The organism is Streptomyces sp. NPDC004327 (assembly GCF_042873935.1).
Taxonomy (GTDB): domain Bacteria; phylum Actinomycetota; class Actinomycetes; order Streptomycetales; family Streptomycetaceae; genus Streptomyces.
Window position 1 is genome coordinate 361,109 of the sequence record NZ_JBIAME010000003.1, and the last position, 20,329, is coordinate 381,437.

The window sequence follows — 20,329 nt, forward strand, 5'->3', positions numbered from 1 at the left end:
TGACCGTGGACAACCTCATTGCGCTGCTCGTCGCGGCGCCCCTGCTCGGAGCGGCCGTCCTGCTGTGCGGCGGGCGGCGGCTCGACAAGACCGGGCACTGGCTCGGCACCCTGCTCGCCGGCGCGTCCTTCGCGATCGGGCTCGTCCTGTTCGCCGACATGCTCTCCAAGAGCGCCGACGACCGGGCCCTGCACCAGCGCCTGTTCACCTGGATCCAGGTCGGCGGCTTCAAGGCGGACATCGCCTTCCAGCTCGACCAGCTGTCGATGACCTTCGTGCTGCTCATCACGGGCGTCGGCACGCTCATCCACGTCTACTCGATCGGGTACATGGAGCACGACGAGCGGCGCCGCCGCTTCTTCGGCTACCTCAACCTGTTCGTGGCGGCGATGCTGCTGCTGGTCCTCGCCGACAACTACCTGCTGCTGTACTTCGGCTGGGAGGGCGTCGGCCTCGCCTCGTACCTCCTGATCGGCTTCTGGCAGCACAAGCCGAGCGCGGCCACGGCCGCGAAGAAGGCGTTCATCGTCAACCGGGTCGGCGACATGGGCCTGTCGATCGCGATCATGCTGATGTTCACCACCTTCGGGACCTTCGCCTTCGGGCCGGTCCTGGAGGCCGCCGGTGACGCCGGCGAGGGCAAGCTGACCGCGATCGGTCTGATGCTGCTCCTGGCGGCCTGCGGCAAGTCGGCCCAGGTGCCGCTGCAGTCCTGGCTCGGTGACGCGATGGAGGGCCCGACCCCGGTCTCGGCCCTCATCCACGCCGCCACCATGGTGACCGCCGGCGTCTATCTGATCGTCCGCTCCGCCGACATCTTCAACGCGGCCCCGGACGCCCGGCTCGTCGTCACGATCGTCGGCGCCGTCACGCTCCTGTTCGGTGCGATCGTCGGTTGCGCGAAGGACGACATCAAGAAGGCGCTGGCCGGCTCGACGATGTCGCAGATCGGCTACATGATCCTCGCGGCCGGCCTCGGCCCGATCGGCTACGCCTTCGCGATCATGCACCTGGTGACCCACGGCTTCTTCAAGGCCGGGCTGTTCCTCGGCGCCGGCTCGGTCATGCACGGCATGAACGACGAGGTCGACATGCGCCACTACGGCGGCCTGCGGAAGTACATGCCGGTCACCTTCGCCACCTTCGGCCTCGGCTATCTCGCCATCATCGGCTTCCCGGGCCTGTCCGGCTTCTTCTCCAAGGACAAGATCATCGAGGCGGCCTTCGCCCAGGGCGGCACCCAGGGCTGGATCCTCGGCTCGGCCACCCTGCTCGGCGCGGCCATCACCGCGTACTACATGACCCGCGTGATGCTCATGACCTTCTTCGGCGAGAAGCGCTGGCAGCCGGACGCCAAGGGCGAGCTGCCGCACCCGCACGAGTCGCCCAAGGTCATGACGGTCCCGATGATCCTGCTCGCCTTCGGCTCGGTCTTCGCCGGCGGCATCTTCGGCATCGGCGACCGCTTCGTGACGTGGCTGGAGCCGGTCACCGGCTTCGAGCACGGCCACCCGCCGATCGGCGCCGCCGCGATCACCACGGCCACGATCGTGGTCATGGTCCTCGGCGTCGGCCTCGCCTACCTCCAGTACGGGCGCCGCCCCGTGCCGGTGGTCGCCCCGCGCGGCTCGCTGCTCACCCGGGCCGCCCGCCGCGACCTGCTCCAGGACGACTTCAACCACGTCGTCTTCGTCCGCGGCGGCACCCACCTGACCCGCTCCCTCGTCTACGTCGACCACAGCCTCGTGGACGGCGTGGTCAACGGCACCGCGGCCTCGGTCGGCGGGCTCTCCGGCCGGCTGCGCAAGATCCAGAACGGCTACGCACGGTCGTACGCGGTCTCCATGTTCGGAGGCGCGGCCGTGATCATCGCCGCGACCCTGCTGATGAGGGCGGTGTGACTGTCATGTCCCACGTGGTCAACGCGGGCTTCCCGCTCCTGACGGTGACGGCGGCCGTGCCCGCGGTGGGCGCCGTGCTCACCGCCGCCGTGCCCGCCGCCCGCCGCACCGCCGCCAAGTGGCTCGCGCTGTTCGTCTCGCTCGCCACGCTCGTGCTCGCCGCCGTGATCTTCGTACGGTTCGAGCCGGGCGGCGACCGCTACCAGCTCGTCGAGTCCCACGCCTGGATCAAGGACTTCGGGGTCCGCTACGAGCTGGGCGTGGACGGCATCGGGGTGGCGCTGATCGGGCTCACCGCGCTGCTCATCCCGTTCATCGTGCTGGCCGGCTGGCACGACGCCGACCCCCTGGAGACGGCGTCGAAGCGCTGGCGGCCGACGCAGGGCTTCTTCGCCCTGATCCTGATGGTCGAGGCGATGGTGGTGCTCTCCTTCGAGGCCACCGACGTCTTCCTCTTCTACATCCTGTTCGAAGCCATGCTCATCCCGATGTACTTCCTCATCGGCGGCTTCGGCGACCACGCGCACGGCGGCACCGAGGAGAACGCGGCGGCCCAGCGCTCGTACGCGGCGGTCAAGTTCCTCCTCTACAACCTGGTCGGCGGCCTGATCATGCTGGCCGCGGTCATCGGGCTCTACGTCGTCGCCGGCAACTTCTCCCTGACGGAGATCACGGCGGCGCGGGCCAGTGGCTCGCTCGACATGGCGACCAGCACCGAGCGGCTGCTCTTCCTCGGCTTCTTCTTCGCCTTCGCGGTGAAGGCGCCGCTGTGGCCGCTGCACACCTGGCTGCCGAACGCGATGGGGGAGGCCACCGCGCCGGTCGCCGTCCTCATCACCGCGGTCGTCGACAAGGTCGGCACCTTCGCGATGCTCCGCTTCTGCCTCGGGCTCTTCCCGGAGGCGTCGAAGTGGGCGACGCCCGCGATCGTCGTCCTCGCGCTCATCAGCATCGTCTACGGGGCGCTGCTCGCCGTCGGCCAGCGGGACATGAAGCGCCTGGTGGCCTTCGCGTCGATCTCGCACTTCGGCTTCATCATCATGGGCATCTTCGCGATGACCACCCAGGGCCAGTCCGGCGCCACGCTCTACATGGTCAACCACGGCATCTCGACGGCCGCGCTGATGCTCGTCGCCGGCTTCCTGATCTCCCGGCGCGGCTCGCGGCTCATCGCCGACTACGGCGGTGTGCAGAAGGTCGCCCCGGTGCTCGCCGGCACCTTCCTGATCGGCGGCCTCGCGACGCTGTCGCTGCCCGGACTCGCCCCGTTCGTCAGCGAGTTCCTGGTCCTGGTCGGCACGTTCTCGCGCTATCCGGTGGCCGGCATCATCGCCACCACCGGCATCGTCCTCGCCGCGCTGTACGTCCTCGTCCTCTACCAGCGGACGATGACGGGCCCGGTGAAGGAGGAGGTGCGCAAGCTGCCCGACCTGCGGGCGCGCGAGCTCGCGGTGGTGGCTCCGCTGATCGCCGTACTGATCTTCCTCGGAGTCTTCCCGAAGCCCCTGACGGACGTCGTCAACCCGGCGGTCCAGCACACCATGTCCGATGTCCAGCAGAAGGACCCCAGCCCTGAAGTGGAGGCGGCCAAGTGAGTTCCATGGCTGTCCACAGCCTGTGGACGTCGGCGGCCGCCGGGCCGATCGACAAGATCCCGGCACCCCACATCGAGTACACCCAGCTGTCGCCCGTGCTCATCGTCGTCGGCGCGGCCGTCGTCAGTGTCCTCGTCGAGGCGTTCGTGCCGCGCAAGGGCCGCCACTTCGCCCAGGTGTTCCTGAGCGTCCTGGCCCTGGCCGCCGCCTTCGCGGCGGTCGTCGGCCTCGCCGCCGGCGGCTACGGTTCCACGAAGGCCCACATCGCGGCCATGGGCGCCATCGCCGTCGACGGGCCCGCCCTGTTCCTCCAGGGCGTGATCCTGCTCGCCGCGATCGTCTCGGTGTTCACCTTCGCCGAGCGCCGGCTCGACCCGGCCCGGCACGGCCACCAGGTCGACTCCTTCGCGGCCGAGGCCGCCGCCGTGCCGGGCAGCGAGCAGGAGCAGGCGGCCGTCAAGGCCGGCTTCACCACCACCGAGGTCTTCCCGCTGGCCCTGTTCGCGGTCTCCGGCATGCTGGTCTTCCCGGCCGCCAACGACCTGCTGACGCTCTTCGTCGCCCTGGAAGTCTTCTCGCTGCCGCTGTACCTGCTGTGCGCCGTCGCCCGCCGCAAGCGGCTGATGTCGCAGGAGGCCGCGGTCAAGTACTTCCTGCTCGGCGCCTTCTCCTCGGCGTTCCTGCTCTTCGGCATCGCGCTGCTGTACGGCTACGCGGGCTCCGTCTCTTACCACACGATCGCCGAGGTCGTCAGCGGCGACGTCACCGCGATCGACCCGGCGCTCGCCGGCACCATGGGCAACGACGTGCTGCTGCTCATCGGCTTCGCCCTGGTGATGATGGGCCTGCTCTTCAAGGTCGGCGCCGTCCCGTTCCACATGTGGGCCCCGGACGTCTACCAGGGCGCCCCGACGCCGGTCACCGGCTTCATGGCCGCGGCCACGAAGGTCGCGGCGTTCGGCGCGATGCTGCGCGTGCTGTACGTGGTGCTGCCGGGGCTCACCTGGGACTGGCGGCCGGTCATGTGGGGCGTCGCCATCGTCACCATGCTGGGCGGCGCGGTCGTCGCCATCACCCAGACGGACATCAAGCGGCTGCTGGCCTACTCGTCGATCGCCCACGCCGGCTTCATCCTGGCCGGTGTCATCGCGGCGACGCCGAGCGGCGTCTCGTCCGTGCTGTTCTACCTGGCGGCCTACTCCTTCGTGACGATCGGCGCCTTCGCCGTCGTCACGCTGGTCCGCGACGCGGGCGGCGAGGCCACCCACCTGTCGAAGTGGGCCGGGCTCGGCCGCCGTTCGCCGCTCGTCGCGGCGGTCTTCGCGGTGTTCCTGCTCGCCTTCGCCGGCATCCCGCTGACCTCGGGCTTCTCGGGGAAGTTCGCGGTCTTCAAGGCGGCGGCGGAAGGCGGCGCCGGCGCGCTGGTCGTGGTCGGTGTGCTGTCCTCGGCGGTCGCCGCGTTCTTCTACATCCGGGTGATCGTGCTGATGTTCTTCAGCGAGCCGAAGGCCGACGGCCCGACGGTCGCGGTGCCGTCGGCGTTCACGTCGGTGGCGATCACCGCGGGCGTGGTGGTCACGCTGGTGCTCGGTGTGGCGCCCCAGTACTTCCTGGACCTGGCGAACCAGGCGGGCGTGTTCGTGCGGTAGCCGGCCGCGTCGCCGGCATGGCGAAGGGCCCGGCTTCCCCCCGTGGGAGGCCGGGCCCTTCGCCGTACCGGGATCAGGCCATCCAGAAGAAGACCGCGGTCATCCGCTTGTCCTCCAGGGTGGTGCCCCAGTAGTTCGTGGCGCTGTGGATCAGGTTCGCCGAGTACAGCAGCAGACGGTTGTAGCGGTGCGGGACGCTGATGTCCTCGGTGAAGGAGTCCGCCGGCACGAAGCGGGTGCCGAGGGCGTCGACCAGGTTGTTGTGCGGGGCCAGGACCTGGTTGCCGCCGAGCCGGCCGCCCGGGAGGCTCTGGCGGTAGAAGCTGGTGCCGCAGTCCTTGGGCGTGTCCGGGCTGAGGTAGAGCACGGCGGCGTAGCGGCACAGCGTGCGGGAGTCGGTGTGGGGCCGGTTCTCGCACTCGTCCTTGCCGACGGCCTGGACGCAGTTGTGGTTGAAGGTGCCGGCGCCGTCCGGGTTCTCGGCCCAGATCCGGGGGGCGCCGGTGGCCTTGCGCACCAGCCGTTCCACATGGGCCAGTTCGTCCGGCTCCAGGGCCGGCATGGCGCGCTGGCCGGGCCAGGGCTCGGGGTTGACCGGGGCGCCCTGGACCCAGTCGTCCTTCGCCAGGCACCGGGCCCGTACGGCGTCGATGTCGGGCAGGACGTCGTCGATGACCCAGTAGTCGCGGCCCTTGGTGGGCTTGCGGTAGGGCAGGACGGGGAGGCCGGGGGACTGCGGGGGCCGTGGGGGGCGTAGGGACATGGCGGGAACGCTAGTTCGGCGCCGGTGCGCGGGCGTCAAAGCGCCGGCCAATTCTCCGGCAAGAGATGGCGATGAGCTCCTCGGGCCCGCAGTGGGAGGCCGTTACGGCTTGTGGTCCGGGCGGGTGCAGTGGACCCGCGGGTTGTACGGGGTGAAGACACCCTCGGGGTTCTTCCTGAAGATCCAGGCGTGCAGCGTGTAGACGTTTCCGACGCCCGGGGTGACCGCCGGGCCGTCGAGGTCATGGCCGAAGAGCTTCGGCCGGGGCTGCCCGGTGTCGGGGACGATGTACTCGATCGCGACCAGGACGCGCTTGCCGGTCTTGTCCGGCGCGTAGAGCACCGCGGCGGGCTTCGCCGGGTCGAGCGAGCCGACGTTCGCCGGGTCGACGTAGTGGAAGCCCATGCCGCCCAGCTTGTCCTTGCCGGTGTCCTCGACGCACATGTCGGTGCGGACGTAACCGGCGTCGACGGCCGCCTGCTCGGACCGGTACTTCTCCGTGGCGTCGCGGGCCTTCGCCAGGTCTTCGTTGCCGACGCCCTTCCCGGTGACGGGCTTCGCGGCCACGGCGGCCGGCGCGGCCCCGAGGGCCAGGGTGCCGGCGGCGGCCAGGGCGAGCGCGGCCATGAGGGGGCGGGGTATTGCGGGCATGTGGGGGTGCTCCTCGGAAGGGAGGGCGCGCCGGGGCGCGCGGCTGCGCGGGGCGCCGGAGGGGCGGGCCTCTCCCCGGTTCCCGCCGTCCCCAGCAGCGTCGCCCGGGGCCGGGTGTGGCGCACGCGGGGGTGACCCATTGGGGGTGGGCGTGCCATCGTGAGTGACGAATTGGTCTCGACCAGTGCTCGCCCAGGGCCGCTTGTGCCCGCCCGTGCCCGACCAGTGCTCGCCCAGGGCCGCTTGTGCCCGCCCGTGCCCGACCAGTGCCCGCCCAGGGCCGCTTGTGCCCGCCCGTGCTCGACCAGTGCTCGCCCGTTCCCGACCATCGCCCCACATCGCGCCACCAGTGCTCGCCAGTGCCCGACCAGTTGAGGAGGGTCGCTCATGCGCGGGACCACCGCGTCGCCCGCCACCGCCCGCCCCGCGCCGCGCCGCGGCGACCCGCCGGTGCACCGCCTGGAGGTGCGGCTGCCGGACGACGTGCCGTTCGCCGTAGGCAGCTTCGACTCGATCGGCCCGATGTCGCGGGCCGCTTTCCCGCACCGGCACACCTTCTACGAGATCGTCCACGTCACCCGCGGCTCCGGCACCCATGTCGTCGACCTGGCCCGCTGGGAGCTGAGCCCGCCGCACCTGGGGGTGATCCTGCCGGGCCAGCTGCACCACTGGGAGGACGCCCGCGGCCTGGACGGCTCGGTGGTCCTGTTCACGCCCGAGTTCCTGGTCGACCACCCGGGCGACCAGGAGCTGTTACGGCGCCTCGGCGAGCGGCACGCCTGGCTCCGCCTCGACCCGGCCGCGCACGCGCGCACCGCCCGGCTGATGGCCGAACTCGCCGAGGAGTACGCGCACGGGGACCCGGGCTTCGCCACGGTGCTGCGCTCGCTGCTGCACGTCCTGCTGGTGCGGGCGGCGCGGCTCGCGGGCGCGGGGGAGCGGGGGCGGGCACCTGCGCGGGCGCCCGGGCCGGTGCCGGGGTCGGGGCCCGCGGCCGTCGCCGAGGAGTTCGCCCGGCTGATCGCCCGTACCGGAGCGGACACGGGCGCGGACGGCCTGCGCCTCTCCGTGCGCGCGTGCGCCGACCGCCTCGGCGTCACGCCCGGCTATCTCACCGAGGCGGTACGGGCGGCCGTCGGCCGCACGCCCGGCAGCCTGCTGCGCGAGGCCCGCACGCAGGAGGCCCAACGACTGCTCGCCCGCACGGATCTGTCGGTGCGTCAGGTGGCGGCCCGGACCGGCTTCGAGGACCCGGCCTACTTCTGCCGCTTCTTCCGCCGGGAGACCGGGATGAGTCCCGGGGGCTTCCGAAAGCACCACGACCGCCGTGCTGCGTCCATCGAAGCGGAACCGGGCCGCGCCTAGGTTTCTGGTCGATCGTTCCGCCCCCCACCCGAGGAGCAGGCATGGACCGAGAGACCCCTACCGGGCACGTCACCCGCAAGGCGGTGCTGCGCGCCGCGCTGGCGGCCGGCATGGCCACGCCCATGGCGCTGATGGGCGTCCCCGCGCTCGCCCGGACCCTCACCGACGGCCCGGTGCCGCCCGCGCTGACCCCGGAGTGCCACGACGGCGACCCGGCGACTCCGGAGCAGATCGAGGGCCCGTACTTCAAGCCGAACTCCCCGCTGCGCACGAGCCTGTTGGAGCCGGGAACGGCCGGGATCCGGCTCACGCTGAGCGGCTACGTCTTCGGGCGGGCCTGCCGGCCGGTGTCCGGGGTGCTGCTGGACTTCTGGCAGGCCGACACCAACGGCGCGTACGACAACACCGGCTTCCGCTTCCGCGGCCACCAGTTCACCGCCTCCGACGGCTCCTTCGCGCTCACCACGATCGTGCCCGGCCTCTATCCGGGCCGCACCCGGCACATCCACGTCAAGGCGCAGGCGCCGGGCCGGCCGGTCCTCACGACCCAGCTGTACTTCCCGGGCGAGCCCCGCAACAACACCGACTCGATCTTCGACGCGCGGCTCCTGATGAACGTCCGGGACGCGGGCGGTGCGAAGGAGGCGTCCTTCGACTTCGTCCTGGACATCCCCCAGACCCCCGGCCCGGACCCGACCCCGACGCCCACCCCGACGCCGGCTCCCGGGGGCACCTGGGCGGTCGGCACCGCCTATCGCGCGGGCGACGCCGTCACCTACGCCGGGCGGACCTATGTGTGCCTCCAGGCGCACACGGCCCAGCCCGGCTGGGAGCCCCCGGCGGTGCCCGCCCTGTGGCAGGCCCGCTAGGGCCTGTCCGGCGGATCAGGGTCGGACAGGCCCTAGGGGGCGCCCGGGGTGAGGGTCACGCGTTCGGCGCGATGCGGCCCGTGACCTCGCCCAGGGCGACGCGGGTGCCGTCGGGGCCCGGGGCCCAGGCGGTCAGGGTGACCTCGTCGCCGTCCTCCAGGAACGTGCGCTTGCCGGTGGCGAGTTCGAGCGCGTCGCGGCCGTTCCAGGTGAGCTCCAGGAGGGAGCCGCGCTGGGCGGTCTCGGGGCCGGAGACGGTGCCGGAGCCGTAGAGGTCGCCGGTGCGCAGGGACGCGCCGTTGACGGTCATGTGGGCGAGCTGCTGGGCGGCCGTCCAGTACATGGTGGAGAACGGCGGCTCGGCCACCACCTCGCCGTTGATGGTGACGGTGATCCGCAGGTCGAAGCCGCCGGGCTCCTCCTCCGCCGAGTCGTCCAGGTACGGCAGCAGGTCGAAGTCGCGGGCCGGCGGGGCGGTGCGGGCCGCGTCCAGGGCCTCCAGGGGGGTGACCCAGGCGGAGACGGAGGTCTGGAAGGACTTGCCGAGGAACGGGCCGAGCGGCACGTACTCCCACGCCTGGATGTCGCGCGCCGACCAGTCGTTGAGCAGCGTCAGACCGAAGACGTGCTCGCGGAAGTCGCCGAGGGCGACCGGGCGGCCCAGCTCGGACGGAGTGCCGACGAGGAAGCCGACCTCCGCCTCGATGTCGAGCTTGACGGACGGGCCGAAGACCGGCGCCGGGTCGGCGGGCGTCTTGCGCTGGCCGGCCGGGCGGACGACGTCGGTGCCGGAGACCACGACCGTGCCGGCGCGGCCGTGGTAGCCGATCGGCAGGTGCTTCCAGTTGGGGGTGAGCGCGTCGCCGTCGGGGCGGAAGATCTTGCCCACGTTGGTGGCGTGGTGCTCGCTCGCGTAGAAGTCGACGTAGTCGGCGACCTCGTACGGCAGGTGCAGGGTGACCGCGTCCAGCGGGTGCAGCAGCGGCTCCACGACCGGGCGGTGCGCGGGCACGGTCAGCCAGCCGGTGAGCGCGCGGCGGACGTCGCGCCAGGCGGTGCGGCCGGCCGCGAGCAGCGGGTTGAGGCTGGGCTGCGCGAGCAGCGCCGCGTAGGGCGATCCGAGCGCGTGCGCCGCCGCCCCGGCGTCGAGCACGTGCCCGCCGATCCGGACGCCGAGCCGTCGCCGGTCGGGCTCGTCGGCGGTGGAGAAGACTCCGTACGGAAGGTTGTGCGGGCCGAAGGGGTCGCCCTCGGCAAGGTCGAGCGGGCTCTGCGGGCTCTGCTCGGGCATCGGTGCTTGCCTCGCTTTCACGGTGTGTGTGGACACACGTTACGGGGCGGTGGCCGAGACGCGGATGAGATGGATCACACAGAAACTGCGGCCTCCGTGGGCAACTGTCCTGGTTCGCGGGCTTTGTGACGTCGATGGAGTCGCCGAGTCGACACATGGACATCACGGAGTCGTCAATAGCGCTATTCCGGCCGCTTATTCCGGTCATACGATCGCCGGTATCGCGTGCCGCGTGTGGGTTTCCGCAGGCGCGCGACCCCACAACTGTGTCTGTTTTTCATCTTCGTCCGACCAGAAAAGGTCCATCTTGAAGATCCGCCGTATTCTCGCGACCGCCGTGGCCGCCGCCGTGACCACTCCGGTCGTGCTCCTTTCCGCCGCGCCCGCGTTCGCCGACACGAAGCCGGCCACCGGCGCGGAGCAGCAGGCCGGGAAGTCCGTCAAGGAGCTGGAGATCGCGCTCGCCGCGGCCCAGGCCGCCTACGACAAGGCCGTCGCCGACTACAACGCCGCCCAGAAGGCCGTGGACGACTACGACAAGGCCGACAACCCGCTGAAGGTCGCCGCCGTCGCCGCGCGGAAGGCGTCCGACGACGCCGCCGCCGCGAAGACCGCCGCCGACACGAAGCTGGACGAGGCCAAGAAGGCCGAGGCCGCGCTGCCGGCCGACGCCACCCAGGAGCAGAAGGACAAGGCCGCCAAGGACGTCGCCGACGCCCAGGCCGCCGCCGACACCGCCAAGACCGACGCCGACGCCAAGGCCAAGGCCGCCGCCGACGCGCAGAAGGCGTTCGACGACGGCGCCGTCGCCCTGTTCCGGAAGGTCGGCGACGCCACCAAGGCCCGGGACGCCGCGAAGAAGGCCGTCGACGACGCCCAGAAGGCGCTCGACGAGGCCAAGAAGAACCTCCCCGGCGTCTGCCCCGACGACAAGAGCCTCGTCACCACCCTCACCGGCCCGAAGACGATCACGGCCGGTTCCAGCGGCATCTTCACCTTCCGGGTCACCAACAAGGGCAACAAGGCGTACGACGAGGTCGGCGGCCTCGCCTGGGCGTTCCGCATGGACGACTATCTGGACGACTCGGACGACACGGATGAGTCGGACGACGCGGGCATGCCGGTGGATCCGCACCTCACGCTCACCTGGTCCTCCGCCACCAGCCCGAAGTGGCAGAAGGTCGACCCTATGGAGGGCTTCTCCGGCGGTGTCCCGCTGGCCGCCCACAAGTCCGTCGACTTCAAGCTGAAGGTCGCCTACGACGCCAAGACCCCCGCCGGTGAAGGCGCGGTCTTTGGCATCGGCCTGCGCGTCAACAAGGACAACTCCTGCAGCATGTCCAAGGACGCCGGCTACGTCGACTTCACCGTCGTCAAGCCGCACAAGCCCGGCACGGGCACCGGCAAGGGCGACGGCAAGGGCAACGGCTCCAACGGCGGCAACGGCAACACCTCCCAGCAGGGCGGCTCGTCCAACACCCCGGTGACGGGCGGCACCTCCGGCACCACCGGCGGCACGCTCGCCAAGACCGGTGCCGGCTCCTCCACCCTGCCGATCGGCCTCGCGGGCGGCGCGGCCGTGGTGCTCGGCGCGGGCGCGATGGTGGTCGTGCGTCGCCGCAAGGCCGGCGCGGACGCCTGATAAGGCAAGCGCGTAACGCAGCGCGATAAAGGGCCCGCATTCCGTCACTTCGGTGCACGGAATGCGGGCCTTTCCTCTTCTGTGCAGCGGGAATTCACCCCGCCGTGCGCGGAATGCGTTCTTCCCAGGTGCGGTGGAAGACGATCTCTCCGCCCTCCTCGCAGATCACCTCGTCCGACGTCACGAACGCGTCCGCGTCGCACGTGATCTCCGAGCGCGTCTGGATCCTCGTGTCCCAGGCGAGTTCGGGCCGGTGCAGCCGGATCGACCACTGCGCGCGCGTACGGGCAGTCAGCGGGCCCGACTCGTCGATCGTGTACGTCTCCAGGGCCTCCTCGCCGTACTCCAGGCCGTCCGGGAAGACGCAGGTGCCGCCGCCGTCGCCGCCGTCCTGCGGGTCCACCTCCAGGCGCCACTCGCCCTTGGCGACATCGCGGACGACCACGCGCGCGGGGCGCGGCTCCTCCAGCGTGCTGGGGTAGCCGACGCCGAGCGGCTCGGAATGCTCCGGCTCCTCGAAGGCGACCGCGTCCTCCGTGCGGGCGCGGACCGGGAGGGTGAGCGCGGAACCGGCCGGGTCGAGGGTGAAGCCGGCCGCGTCGGGCTGGGGCCAGATCCAGGGCCAGTACGTGGAGGAGACGGCGAGCCGGACCCGGTGGCCGGGCGGGAAGCGGTGGCCGGCCGAGCCCAGTTCGAAGACGTACGTCTCCCACTCGCCGAGCTGCGCCTCCACCGCCCGGTCGGGGCCGTAGCGGGCGGAGAGGTTGAGCGCGCCGTGCGTGACGAGGGTGGAGGAGCCGTCGGGGGCGACGTCGCAGAGCCGGGCGACGACCTGTCCGGTGGGCGCGCCGGCCAGCAGTGTGAGCCGTACGGAGGGCCGGCCGAGGATGTCGACCGCGACGCCGGACTCCGGTACGGGGAAGTCGAAGCAGGCCGAGCCGGCGTCGTCGGCGCGCTGGTCGGACGGCAGGTCGGCGTCGCCGCCCGACGGGACGAGGCGGCCCGCTTCGAGGCCGGTCCGCTGCGGCGAGGCCACGACGACGGGCACGCCCTGGAGGCCGTACGTGACGGGAGTGACGTGCGGCGACGGCCAGGCCGGATCGGCGACCCAGCGGCCCGGCGGCTCCTCGTCCTCGGTGACCCGTTCCGGTGGCCCGCCGATCCACGACCGCAGCAGCGGCTCGGCCATCACGTCGTTGTCGGCGTCCTTCAGATGGCGGTCCCACCAGCGCAGCGTCTCCTGGAGGAAGCCGATCGCGGGGCCGGGCGGCAGCGCGCGGTCGGGGTACTGGTGCGGCCAGGGCCCGAGGATGCCGCGCACCCGGTCCTGGGGGAGGTGTTCGACGAGCCGGAGCACGGTGTCGCGGTACGGGCCGGGCCCGCCGCCCACGGCGAGCACAGCGGCCCGGATCGCCGCATGGGGGGCCTCGCGGACGCTGCCGTGCCGCCAGTAGTCGTCGCGGGTCTGGTGCGCGAGCCAGGTGGGGGCCATGGGCCGGACCTCCGCCAGGCGGGTCAGCCACTGTTCGCGCCATTCCTCGCCCGCGTACCGCGGATCCGGCGGCCGGCAGACGTGGGCGAGCAGCCGCGCCGCCGACGCGGGCAGGCCGGCGGCGAGGACCGAGCCGCCCAGGTAGTGCGTGCCGTCGTCGTAGCGGTCGTCGGTGGCGCCGACGGCGACGACGGCCCGCAGCGGCTCGGGCGCGAGCGCGGCGACCTGGAGCGCGGCGGTGGCGCCCCAGCCGATCCCGAACATGCCGACCCGGCCGCCGCACCACTCCTGTCCGGCCAGCCAGTTCACGACGGCGACGCCGTCGGCCAGCTCGACGGCGTCGTACGGGTCCCCGGGCAGCCCCTCGCTGTTGCCGTGCCCGCGCACGTCGACCCGAACGGACGCGTAGCCGTGGCCCGCGTACCAGGGGTGGCGCTGCCAGTCGCGGGGTGCTGTCGCGTCGGTGAGGCGGTGCGGGAGGTATTCGAGGAGGGCGGGCACGGGTTCGTCGGTGAGCGGCCGCCAGACGCGGGCGTAGAGCCGTGTGCCGTCGGGCAGGGGGATGTGGAGGTCCTCGTGGCGGGTCTCGTACGGGAAGTCGGTACGGATCCTCGTACGGGTCTTCGACATCGGCCACCTCGGGTACTCGGGTCACCTCAACGGAACAAAATGCCTACTCCTGGCGATATCAGCTGATCACGAACATACCGGGGGTGACGGGAAGGCGCCCATGGTGATCGAAACGTGACCGGATACGCTGGCGGGAGTGAATGGCAGGCTTCAGCAGACAGGAGATCCCCTCGTGACCGTCGTCGGGCCGTTCGGTCTCAGCGTGCGGGACCAGGCTCTGGAAGCCGATGTCCAGACGGGGTTGGCGGCCGTGGAGGCCGGCCTCCTCGATGCCACCAAGAGTGACGTGCCGTTCATCACCGAGGCCGCGCAGCACCTGGTGCACGCCGGCGGCAAGCGGTTCCGGCCGCTGCTCGTGATGCTCGCGGCCCAGTTCGGCGACCCCTACGCGCCGGGCGTCGTGCCCGCGGCCGTGGTCGTCGAGCTCACCCACCTGGCCACGCTCTACCACGACGACGTGATGGACGAGGCGACCGTGCGGCGCGGGGTCGACAGCGCGAACAGCCGCTGGGGCAACTCGCTCGCCGTCCTCACGGGTGACTTCCTCTTCGCCCGCGCCTCGCACACCCTCGCCGACCTCGGCCCGGAAGCCGTGCGCATCCAGGCCGAGGCCTTCGAGCGGCTCGTCACCGGCCAGATCCTGGAGACCGCCGGCCCGCAGGCGGGCCGCGACGAGGTCGACCACTACCTCGACGTCCTCGGCGGCAAGACCGGCTCGCTCGTCGCCGTCTCCTGCCGCTTCGGCGCGATGATGTCCGGCGCCGACGAGAGCGTCGTGCACATCCTCACCCAGTACGGGGAGCGGCTCGGCGTCGCCTTCCAGCTCGCCGACGACGTCCTCGACATCGCCTCCGACTCCCACGAGTCCGGCAAGACCCCGGGCACCGACCTCCGCGAGGGCGTGCCCACCCTGCCGGTGCTCTACCTGCGCGCCGCCGCGGCCGCGCACGGCCGCCCCGAGGACCTGGAGCTGCTCGCCCTGGTCGACGGCGACCTCAGCGACGACGAGCGGCACGCCGAGGCGCTGCGCCGCCTGCGCGTCCACCCGGCCCTGGAGCAGGCCCGCCGCGAGACCGTGCGGTACGCGGAGGAGGCGCGCGCGATGCTGGCGCCGCTGCCCGACGGGTACGCGAAGGCGGCCCTGGAGGAGCTCTGCGACGCGGTGGTGCACCGGGCGGGGTGACGAGCCCTCCCGCGCGCCTCCTGGCGCCCCGGGACCCGCCGGAACGGAAGGGCGAAGGGCCGCACCTCCGGACGGGGTGCGGCCCACACGCACGGTGCCCGGTCGCCGAGGGCGACGCGGGGTCACCTGGGCGTCACCAGGTTCCGGCCTCCGCGTACCAGGTGGAGATTGGCCGGTTGACGGTGCCCTCTTCGTTTCCGTAGAAGGTGTACACGCGCGTCTCTCCGGTACTGCGGTTGTGTGAGACCGTGATGTCGGGCCGCTTGTCACCGTTGACGTCGCCGGCGAGGGGGGTTTCCGTTGCTCCTGCGGGAAGGAACTCGCCCCCCAGTTTGCCGGAATAGGGTGTCACATAAGTGTCGAACCCGCCATCGCTGCGGGCGTGGAACAGTCGGATTCGCAGGACGAGGGCGGTGTCCACCAGGGCGAGGTCCTCGCGGCCGTCCATGTCGAAATCAGCCGCAGTCAGCTTGATCAACCGGTGATCCCAACCCGAGTCCGGCACGTTCCACGACTTCAGAGGTGCGTTGAGGGAGCCGTCGGTCTTCGCCGTGAAGGTGAAGAGCGCAGCGGCGCCGCTCGAGTAGTTGTAGTAGGCGACGACGTCGTCGCGCCCGTCGCCGTTGGTGTCGCCTACGGTGTAGCTGGCGTTCTCGGAGTACCAGTCGCCGACATTCGACTTGTACGCCTGAACCGGGTTGTCGAAGGTGCCGTCGGGTCGGGCCAAGGCCTTGAATATTCCGGTGACGCCGCCCCCGTAGTTGTAGACGAAGACGAGGTCGTCACGGCTGTCTCCGTTGACGTCTCCCGCCCTCACGGAGCTGAGGGACCAGTTCCAGGTGCCTGCCGGGAGCATGGCGCTGCGTACCGTCTTGGGTGGTCCGGCGGCCTGGGACAGGAACGACCAGACGGCGACGGCGCCGTCCGCGTAGCCGTAGAAGGCCGCCACGTCGTCGCGACCGTCGTTGTTGAAGTCGCCCGCGGCCCATTGCGCCTTCGTATAGTCGAAACCACCGGCGTCGGCGGACCAGATTTCCTGCGGCGGGTTGTGGCCCCCGTCGCCGTTGGCCTTGGCCACGTAGAGACCTGTGGTGGCGTTCTCATAGTTGTAGGCCGTGATGATGTCGGTCCTGCCGTCGCCGTCGACGTCACCCGACAGATCCTTGCGCAGGTTTCCCGTGCTTTCGTCCCAGGCATGCTGTGCGGTGTAGCCGCTCTCCCGGTTCCAGCGGATGTAGGCGGTCTGGAAGTCCGACCGCTGCCCGCCGAAGACCGTGTACTCGGGAGAGGTCGGGAAGCCGAGAGCACCGTTGTGGCCGCTCAGGCTCAGCCAGAGGTTGCGGATCGCCCCTCCCACGGGCCAGGCACCAGTCGTACTGCTCCAGTAGAACGAGAGGTTGTCACTTGTTGCGCCCACGCTACGGAAGTTCTGGTACGCGCCGGGCTTGGTGGCCGTGGTCATCTCGTCCGTGGTGGGGTAACCGTGCGCGGCCACGCCACCGAGCTCGACGTAGCGGTTGTAGATGCCCCCGTGGATCTCGTGCGATCCGGTTCCGGAACTCCAGTAGAGGGCACCGGCCTTGCCCGCCTTGCTGAATGTCGCGAAGGCGCCACCGAGGGCGTTGGTCGGCCGTTCGTCTGCGGTCGGATAGCCGAGTATGCCGGTCTCTCGACCGAGGCCCACCCACTTGGTGAAGTTGGCGCCGAGGACGGACCAGGCACCCGTGGAATTGCTCCAGGAGATGCTGCGGTCGGTGGTGGTAATGCCGGGTCTGGCAAAGTTGACATATCGACCGCCGTCGATCACCGCGGAGACCGCGGAAGTCGGCTTGCCGAACGTGGCAATGCCGCCGAGGGCCTTGAACTTCGCCAGGATCGGTCCACAGACCTGGAACGTCGCAGTGCCGCCCGAGGCCGCAGGAACGGCCTCGCAGTCCGCCCAGGACAGGCCCGTGGTGACCAGGGGGCGCGACGCACCGAAGGCGGAGCCGTTGCTGAGCGCGCGGCCCGGGAATTCCAGCGTCTTGCCGGTGCCGTCGCGCGACCAGAGGTCCGGATAGCCGTCTGCCTCGAAGTCGCCACTGGTGGTGAGATGCGGGTAGGCGGCGCCGGTGAAGCCGGTGCCGATGACCTGCCGCAGGGCGGGGTCGCCGTAGACGGACAGGTCGGCAAGGGTCATGGCGTTCGGGTCAGGCGTGGTCGCCCTTCGGCTGGTGTACTGGTAGACCGTTCCGGTGACCGTGTCGCGGGCCCAGATCTCGGGAAGACCGTCCTTGTTGACGTCTCCCGGCGACATGATGGTCATGTTCTGCCAGTCGGCATTGCCCAGCGGGATCGGCCCCCCAGGGAACTCGTCCAGGAACTCGCTCCCTCGCTTGCCCAGGTAGAGCCAGAGCGCTGAACCTTCCTTGACGAGCAGATCAGGGTCATCGTCGTCGGTGAGAGAACCGTCGCCGTTGTCGTCGTTGAAGCTGAGAACGGAGGCGATCTGTGCCCCGTGGCGCCAGTGGGCGGAGTTCTCCTCACCGGGGCCGGTGTTTGCTTCGTCGAGGGTCGTCAGCCGGCGCACTCCGGACGCGCCTCGGTCGAGGGTTCCGTTCCCGCCACCGCGATGCGCCCAGAGCTCGTAGACGGCGGCGTTGTCGGCCGCGGGCCGCAGAGTGATCACGTCCTCGAAGTAGTCCTCGTCGTCCCAGCTGCCCCCGTTGGTGACGGTGGCGTCCGCGAACGAAGCATCGTGCGCGAGCACCCCGGTCCCGAAGGTGCCGTTGCCACTGCCGGGATACGTCCAAAGCTGTCCGGTGCCGGGATCCACGTTGACGAGGTCGACGGTGGTGTCGCCGTTCATGTCGCCGAGACGGTCCCGTTCAGCGGCCCGCGTGGGAATGAGCTGGTACACCTTGGTGTCGGAGCGGTTGTTGGCCGCGTCTTCGCTGCGGACGTAGAGGTACTGCGGGCCGGCGTACGGGGGCCTGAAGGTCACGCTGGCCGATCCGCCGGTCGTCGTGGCCTTCTCCGTCCTCTCCTTCGTGTCCGAGTCCGTCCACCAGACGAACTTGGTGACGTCCGACACGCCGTTCGCATCGAAGATGAAGGTCCCGTCGGTCCGTGCAGGGCTCGCGCACGGAGTGCCGCCAGAGCCCGGGCACGCCTTGGTGACGTCCTCGGGGAACTGCGCCGAGGAGACCTTGGGCTTCTTCGAGGGGCGTTCCCAGTCGTAGGTGAACTGGCAGCGCCCGGCCCACGGGCTGTTGCTGACGGAGTCCCTGACGATGACGTCGTACCAGTAGGTCCCCGACGTGAGGGTGGTTCCCGCAGTGATGCGCCACATGGCCGTGCTGCCGCTGCTCACGTCGACGATCTTTGAGGTGTAGCCCGTCGTCCCGGTCGAGCCGAACCGGAACTCGGCCTTCAGGCCGTTGTCGTCCGCGTCCCTCACCCGCGCCCGCAGCGTGATCTGGTCGGTGGTGCCGATGGTGCCACCGGCGCACGGGACCAGGGGGTCGATGCTCAGGGTCGGCTTGGCCGGCGGAGTGTTGAGGTAGGTGGACACGCGTGCGGAGTTGGGGTCGAACTTGCGCCACGAGACGTCGATGGCGTTCGACTGAGAGGTGAGGACGAAGGCCCAATAGCTCCATTTGGCGGACGCCGCCTTGGCGATCGCGGTCGTGACGTCGAGCTCCACGAGGCCCGCGCTGTCCGTAGGGCAGTTCCTGCCGCCGAAGGACTCGCCGGAGGAGTCCACGATCTCACCCCAGGCCGGCTGGTTGTTGTACGTGATGTTCGTCGGCAGCTTGTTCCCGATGTTTCGTACGAGCAGATCGCCGGAGTTGCAGGACCAGGAGCCGGCGTGCGTCTGCTTGATGCGCAGCGTCGACTTGATGACCTGCTTGCCCCAGGTGTTCGCCGCCGAGATGCGGAAGTAGGTGTTGGCGCGGACCGTCCCGCCGATCTGCGTGTCGTTCGCGTAGCCGACTCGGGCGAAGTCGGAGATGGTGCCGCCGTTCCAGTAGACCGTGTCGCCACTGTTCGGGTAGGCGCTGTGCTGGTACGCGATCGACCAGGCGTTCTTCCAGGCGTCCGGGGCCCAGACCGGGTCGATCACGACGGGGTACACGGTCTTCGGGTCGTTCAGAAGAGTGGTGTCAGGCGTGAGGGTGAGCTTGCCGGGCTCGAGTTTCACGCCCAGAGCGGCCTGCCGTGCGCCTTCCGCGGATCCGTCCAGCGTGTCCTGGAGCGAGCGCTTCGCGGGGAGCGAGTCCTTGGGAGTCTTCGGGTCGACAGGTGTCGCCGACTCCGATCCACCGGAGTCCCACATGCGAGGCGGGGGGGCGACGAAGAGGGTGTCGCGGGACGGGGCTTTGACGCGGATCTCGCCCGTCGCGCCTGTCGTGATCTCCGCACCCTTGGACTTGAGCCCGAAGTCGACAGCACGCAGCTTCGGGTTCTTGGTCGCCGCGCGTGTCTTGACGACGAGGGCGTGGGAGAAGTCGGTGGTGCCTGCGGTCGCTGTGAGGTCGACACCGGGCAACACGTTCGCGTACGTGGCGGTCCGCCCGTTCACTGTGGGCTTCGGCAGGGCGCCGTAGGGCCAGGTCAAGGAGACGCTGCGCCCTTCGCGCACCATGGTGGCGAAGGCGCCGTCACCGCCGGCCGAGAAGGAGACGTCCATGGCCGAGGCCTTGGGTGCGATCCGGCCGTCAGAGCGCTCGACCAGGATCGGGTCGATCTGCACGAGGTCCGCGCCGTGCCGGACGCGGGTCGGAACGATGGAACGGTCCACACGGTACGTGCCGTCGGGGTTCGCGTAGACCTCATCGGTCTCGGTGCGCCGGGAGACGATCTCCACGGGCTTCCCGGTACTTGCTGCGCTCCGGAGAGCCTGTTCCGCCTCCTGGGCTTCGCTCGCCGCCCCGGCGCGCCCTCTCGTGCTCTCCGGCGCGTCGGTCGCCGCAGCGTACCCGGGCGGTGCGAGCGAAAGAAGGCCCGCGGACATCGTCGCGACGACGAATGCCGAGAGTCCTCTTCGTATCCCCCCCGGGGAATCGGACATTCTTGACCTGAACTGTTTCATGGTGGTGGGTTCCGTCCCCATTCATGACGTCAGCGGCGTAATCCCGGTACCCCCTCGGACACAATTCACCGGGATTCGATCTGGGTGTCCAAGCTGCTTTCTAGCAGGCACCTCCGAATCAATGCGACAAGATTCAGGCCGACTTGACGGACTCCAGTCAACCTTTTCGCTACGCCTTGTCATGGTCGCCCACCGTGCGTAGCGTGCGACCCATCGCGTGATCA

12 protein-coding genes are annotated in these 20,329 nt (G+C 70.6%); 7 read left to right on the forward strand and 5 right to left on the reverse strand.

The features are described from left to right. The first annotated feature begins 5 nt into the window (after nucleotides 1–5). From nuoL to nuoN, 3 genes are read left to right on the forward strand one after another with little or no spacing between them, the layout of a single operon-like run. Nucleotides 6–1,901 (forward strand): NADH-quinone oxidoreductase subunit L, encoded by a 1,896-nt coding sequence (nuoL, locus tag ACFYU9_RS12185; RefSeq protein WP_389204910.1) that lies wholly within the window; start codon nucleotides 6–8, stop codon nucleotides 1,899–1,901. A gap of 5 nt (nucleotides 1,902–1,906) precedes the next feature. After that, the gene (locus ACFYU9_RS12190; protein ID WP_389344752.1) at nucleotides 1,907–3,496 is read left to right on the forward strand and encodes an NADH-quinone oxidoreductase subunit M; all 1,590 of its coding nucleotides are present in this window, start codon (nucleotides 1,907–1,909) and stop codon (nucleotides 3,494–3,496) included. Then, the gene (gene nuoN, locus ACFYU9_RS12195; RefSeq protein ID WP_389344445.1) at nucleotides 3,493–5,145 is read left to right on the forward strand and encodes an NADH-quinone oxidoreductase subunit NuoN; all 1,653 of its coding nucleotides are present in this window, start codon (nucleotides 3,493–3,495) and stop codon (nucleotides 5,143–5,145) included. The genes ACFYU9_RS12190 and nuoN overlap by 4 nt, the downstream gene beginning before the upstream one ends. 73 nt (nucleotides 5,146–5,218) lie before the next feature. On the opposite strand, the gene ACFYU9_RS12200 is transcribed toward nuoN, so the two are convergent. Further along, on the reverse strand, nucleotides 5,219–5,908 hold the full coding sequence (locus ACFYU9_RS12200) for a DUF6445 family protein (protein ID WP_389204907.1): 690 nt from the start codon (nucleotides 5,906–5,908) through the stop codon (nucleotides 5,219–5,221). Between the two features lie 102 nt (nucleotides 5,909–6,010). Then, the gene (locus ACFYU9_RS12205) at nucleotides 6,011–6,559 is read right to left on the reverse strand and encodes a hypothetical protein (RefSeq protein ID WP_389204906.1); all 549 of its coding nucleotides are present in this window, start codon (nucleotides 6,557–6,559) and stop codon (nucleotides 6,011–6,013) included. Nucleotides 6,560–6,946: 387 nt separating this feature from the next. Here ACFYU9_RS12205 and ACFYU9_RS12210 point away from each other — a divergent pair, with 387 nt between their 5' ends. Together ACFYU9_RS12210 and ACFYU9_RS12215 are read left to right on the forward strand one after the other, a co-directional pair. Further along, nucleotides 6,947–7,924, forward strand: a complete 978-nt coding sequence (locus ACFYU9_RS12210; RefSeq protein ID WP_389344447.1) for an AraC family transcriptional regulator — start codon at nucleotides 6,947–6,949, stop codon at nucleotides 7,922–7,924. 41 nt (nucleotides 7,925–7,965) lie between these two features. Beyond that, nucleotides 7,966–8,793 carry a carbohydrate-binding protein gene (locus ACFYU9_RS12215; RefSeq protein ID WP_389344449.1) on the forward strand — a complete coding sequence of 276 codons (828 nt, stop codon included), beginning with the start codon at nucleotides 7,966–7,968 and terminating at the stop codon, nucleotides 8,791–8,793. 55 nt (nucleotides 8,794–8,848) lie between these two features. Here ACFYU9_RS12215 and fahA read toward each other — a convergent pair whose 3' ends face one another. Further along, nucleotides 8,849–10,084: a fumarylacetoacetase gene (fahA, locus tag ACFYU9_RS12220; protein WP_389344451.1), complete on the reverse strand. Its 1,236-nt coding sequence runs from the start codon at nucleotides 10,082–10,084 to the stop codon at nucleotides 8,849–8,851. A 337-nt stretch (nucleotides 10,085–10,421) separates the two neighbouring features. On the opposite strand from fahA, the gene ACFYU9_RS12225 reads away from it, so the two are divergent. Next, nucleotides 10,422–11,726 carry an LPXTG cell wall anchor domain-containing protein gene (locus ACFYU9_RS12225; RefSeq protein WP_389344453.1) on the forward strand — a complete coding sequence of 435 codons (1,305 nt, stop codon included), beginning with the start codon at nucleotides 10,422–10,424 and terminating at the stop codon, nucleotides 11,724–11,726. A gap of 94 nt (nucleotides 11,727–11,820) precedes the next feature. On the opposite strand, the gene ACFYU9_RS12230 is transcribed toward ACFYU9_RS12225, so the two are convergent. Then, on the reverse strand, nucleotides 11,821–13,848 hold the full coding sequence (locus tag ACFYU9_RS12230; RefSeq protein WP_389344455.1) for a CocE/NonD family hydrolase: 2,028 nt from the start codon (nucleotides 13,846–13,848) through the stop codon (nucleotides 11,821–11,823). A gap of 172 nt (nucleotides 13,849–14,020) precedes the next feature. On the opposite strand from ACFYU9_RS12230, the gene ACFYU9_RS12235 reads away from it, so the two are divergent. Continuing rightward, a complete protein-coding gene (locus tag ACFYU9_RS12235; RefSeq protein WP_389204899.1) occupies nucleotides 14,021–15,031 on the forward strand; it encodes a polyprenyl synthetase family protein in 1,011 nt (336 codons plus the stop codon). Between the two features lie 133 nt (nucleotides 15,032–15,164). Here ACFYU9_RS12235 and ACFYU9_RS12240 read toward each other — a convergent pair whose 3' ends face one another. Continuing rightward, the gene (locus ACFYU9_RS12240) at nucleotides 15,165–19,880 is read right to left on the reverse strand and encodes an FG-GAP-like repeat-containing protein (protein ID WP_389344457.1); all 4,716 of its coding nucleotides are present in this window, start codon (nucleotides 19,878–19,880) and stop codon (nucleotides 15,165–15,167) included. Nucleotides 19,881–20,329 lie beyond the last annotated feature (449 nt).

Bases quoted from the DNA above. Each gene is read 5' to 3' on its own strand.
- ACFYU9_RS12190 (WP_389344752.1), top strand. From the start codon at position 1,907: ATGTCCCACGTGGTCAACGCGGGCTTCCCGCTCCTGACGGTGACGGCG.
- ACFYU9_RS12200 (WP_389204907.1), bottom strand. From the start codon at position 5,908: ATGTCCCTACGCCCCCCACGGCCCCCGCAGTCCCCCGGCCTCCCCGTC.
- ACFYU9_RS12205 (WP_389204906.1), bottom strand. From the start codon at position 6,559: ATGCCCGCAATACCCCGCCCCCTCATGGCCGCGCTCGCCCTGGCCGCC.
- ACFYU9_RS12210 (WP_389344447.1), top strand. From the start codon at position 6,947: ATGCGCGGGACCACCGCGTCGCCCGCCACCGCCCGCCCCGCGCCGCGC.
- ACFYU9_RS12215 (WP_389344449.1), top strand. From the start codon at position 7,966: ATGGACCGAGAGACCCCTACCGGGCACGTCACCCGCAAGGCGGTGCTG.
- fahA (WP_389344451.1), bottom strand. From the start codon at position 10,084: ATGCCCGAGCAGAGCCCGCAGAGCCCGCTCGACCTTGCCGAGGGCGAC.
- ACFYU9_RS12230 (WP_389344455.1), bottom strand. From the start codon at position 13,848: ATGTCGAAGACCCGTACGAGGATCCGTACCGACTTCCCGTACGAGACC.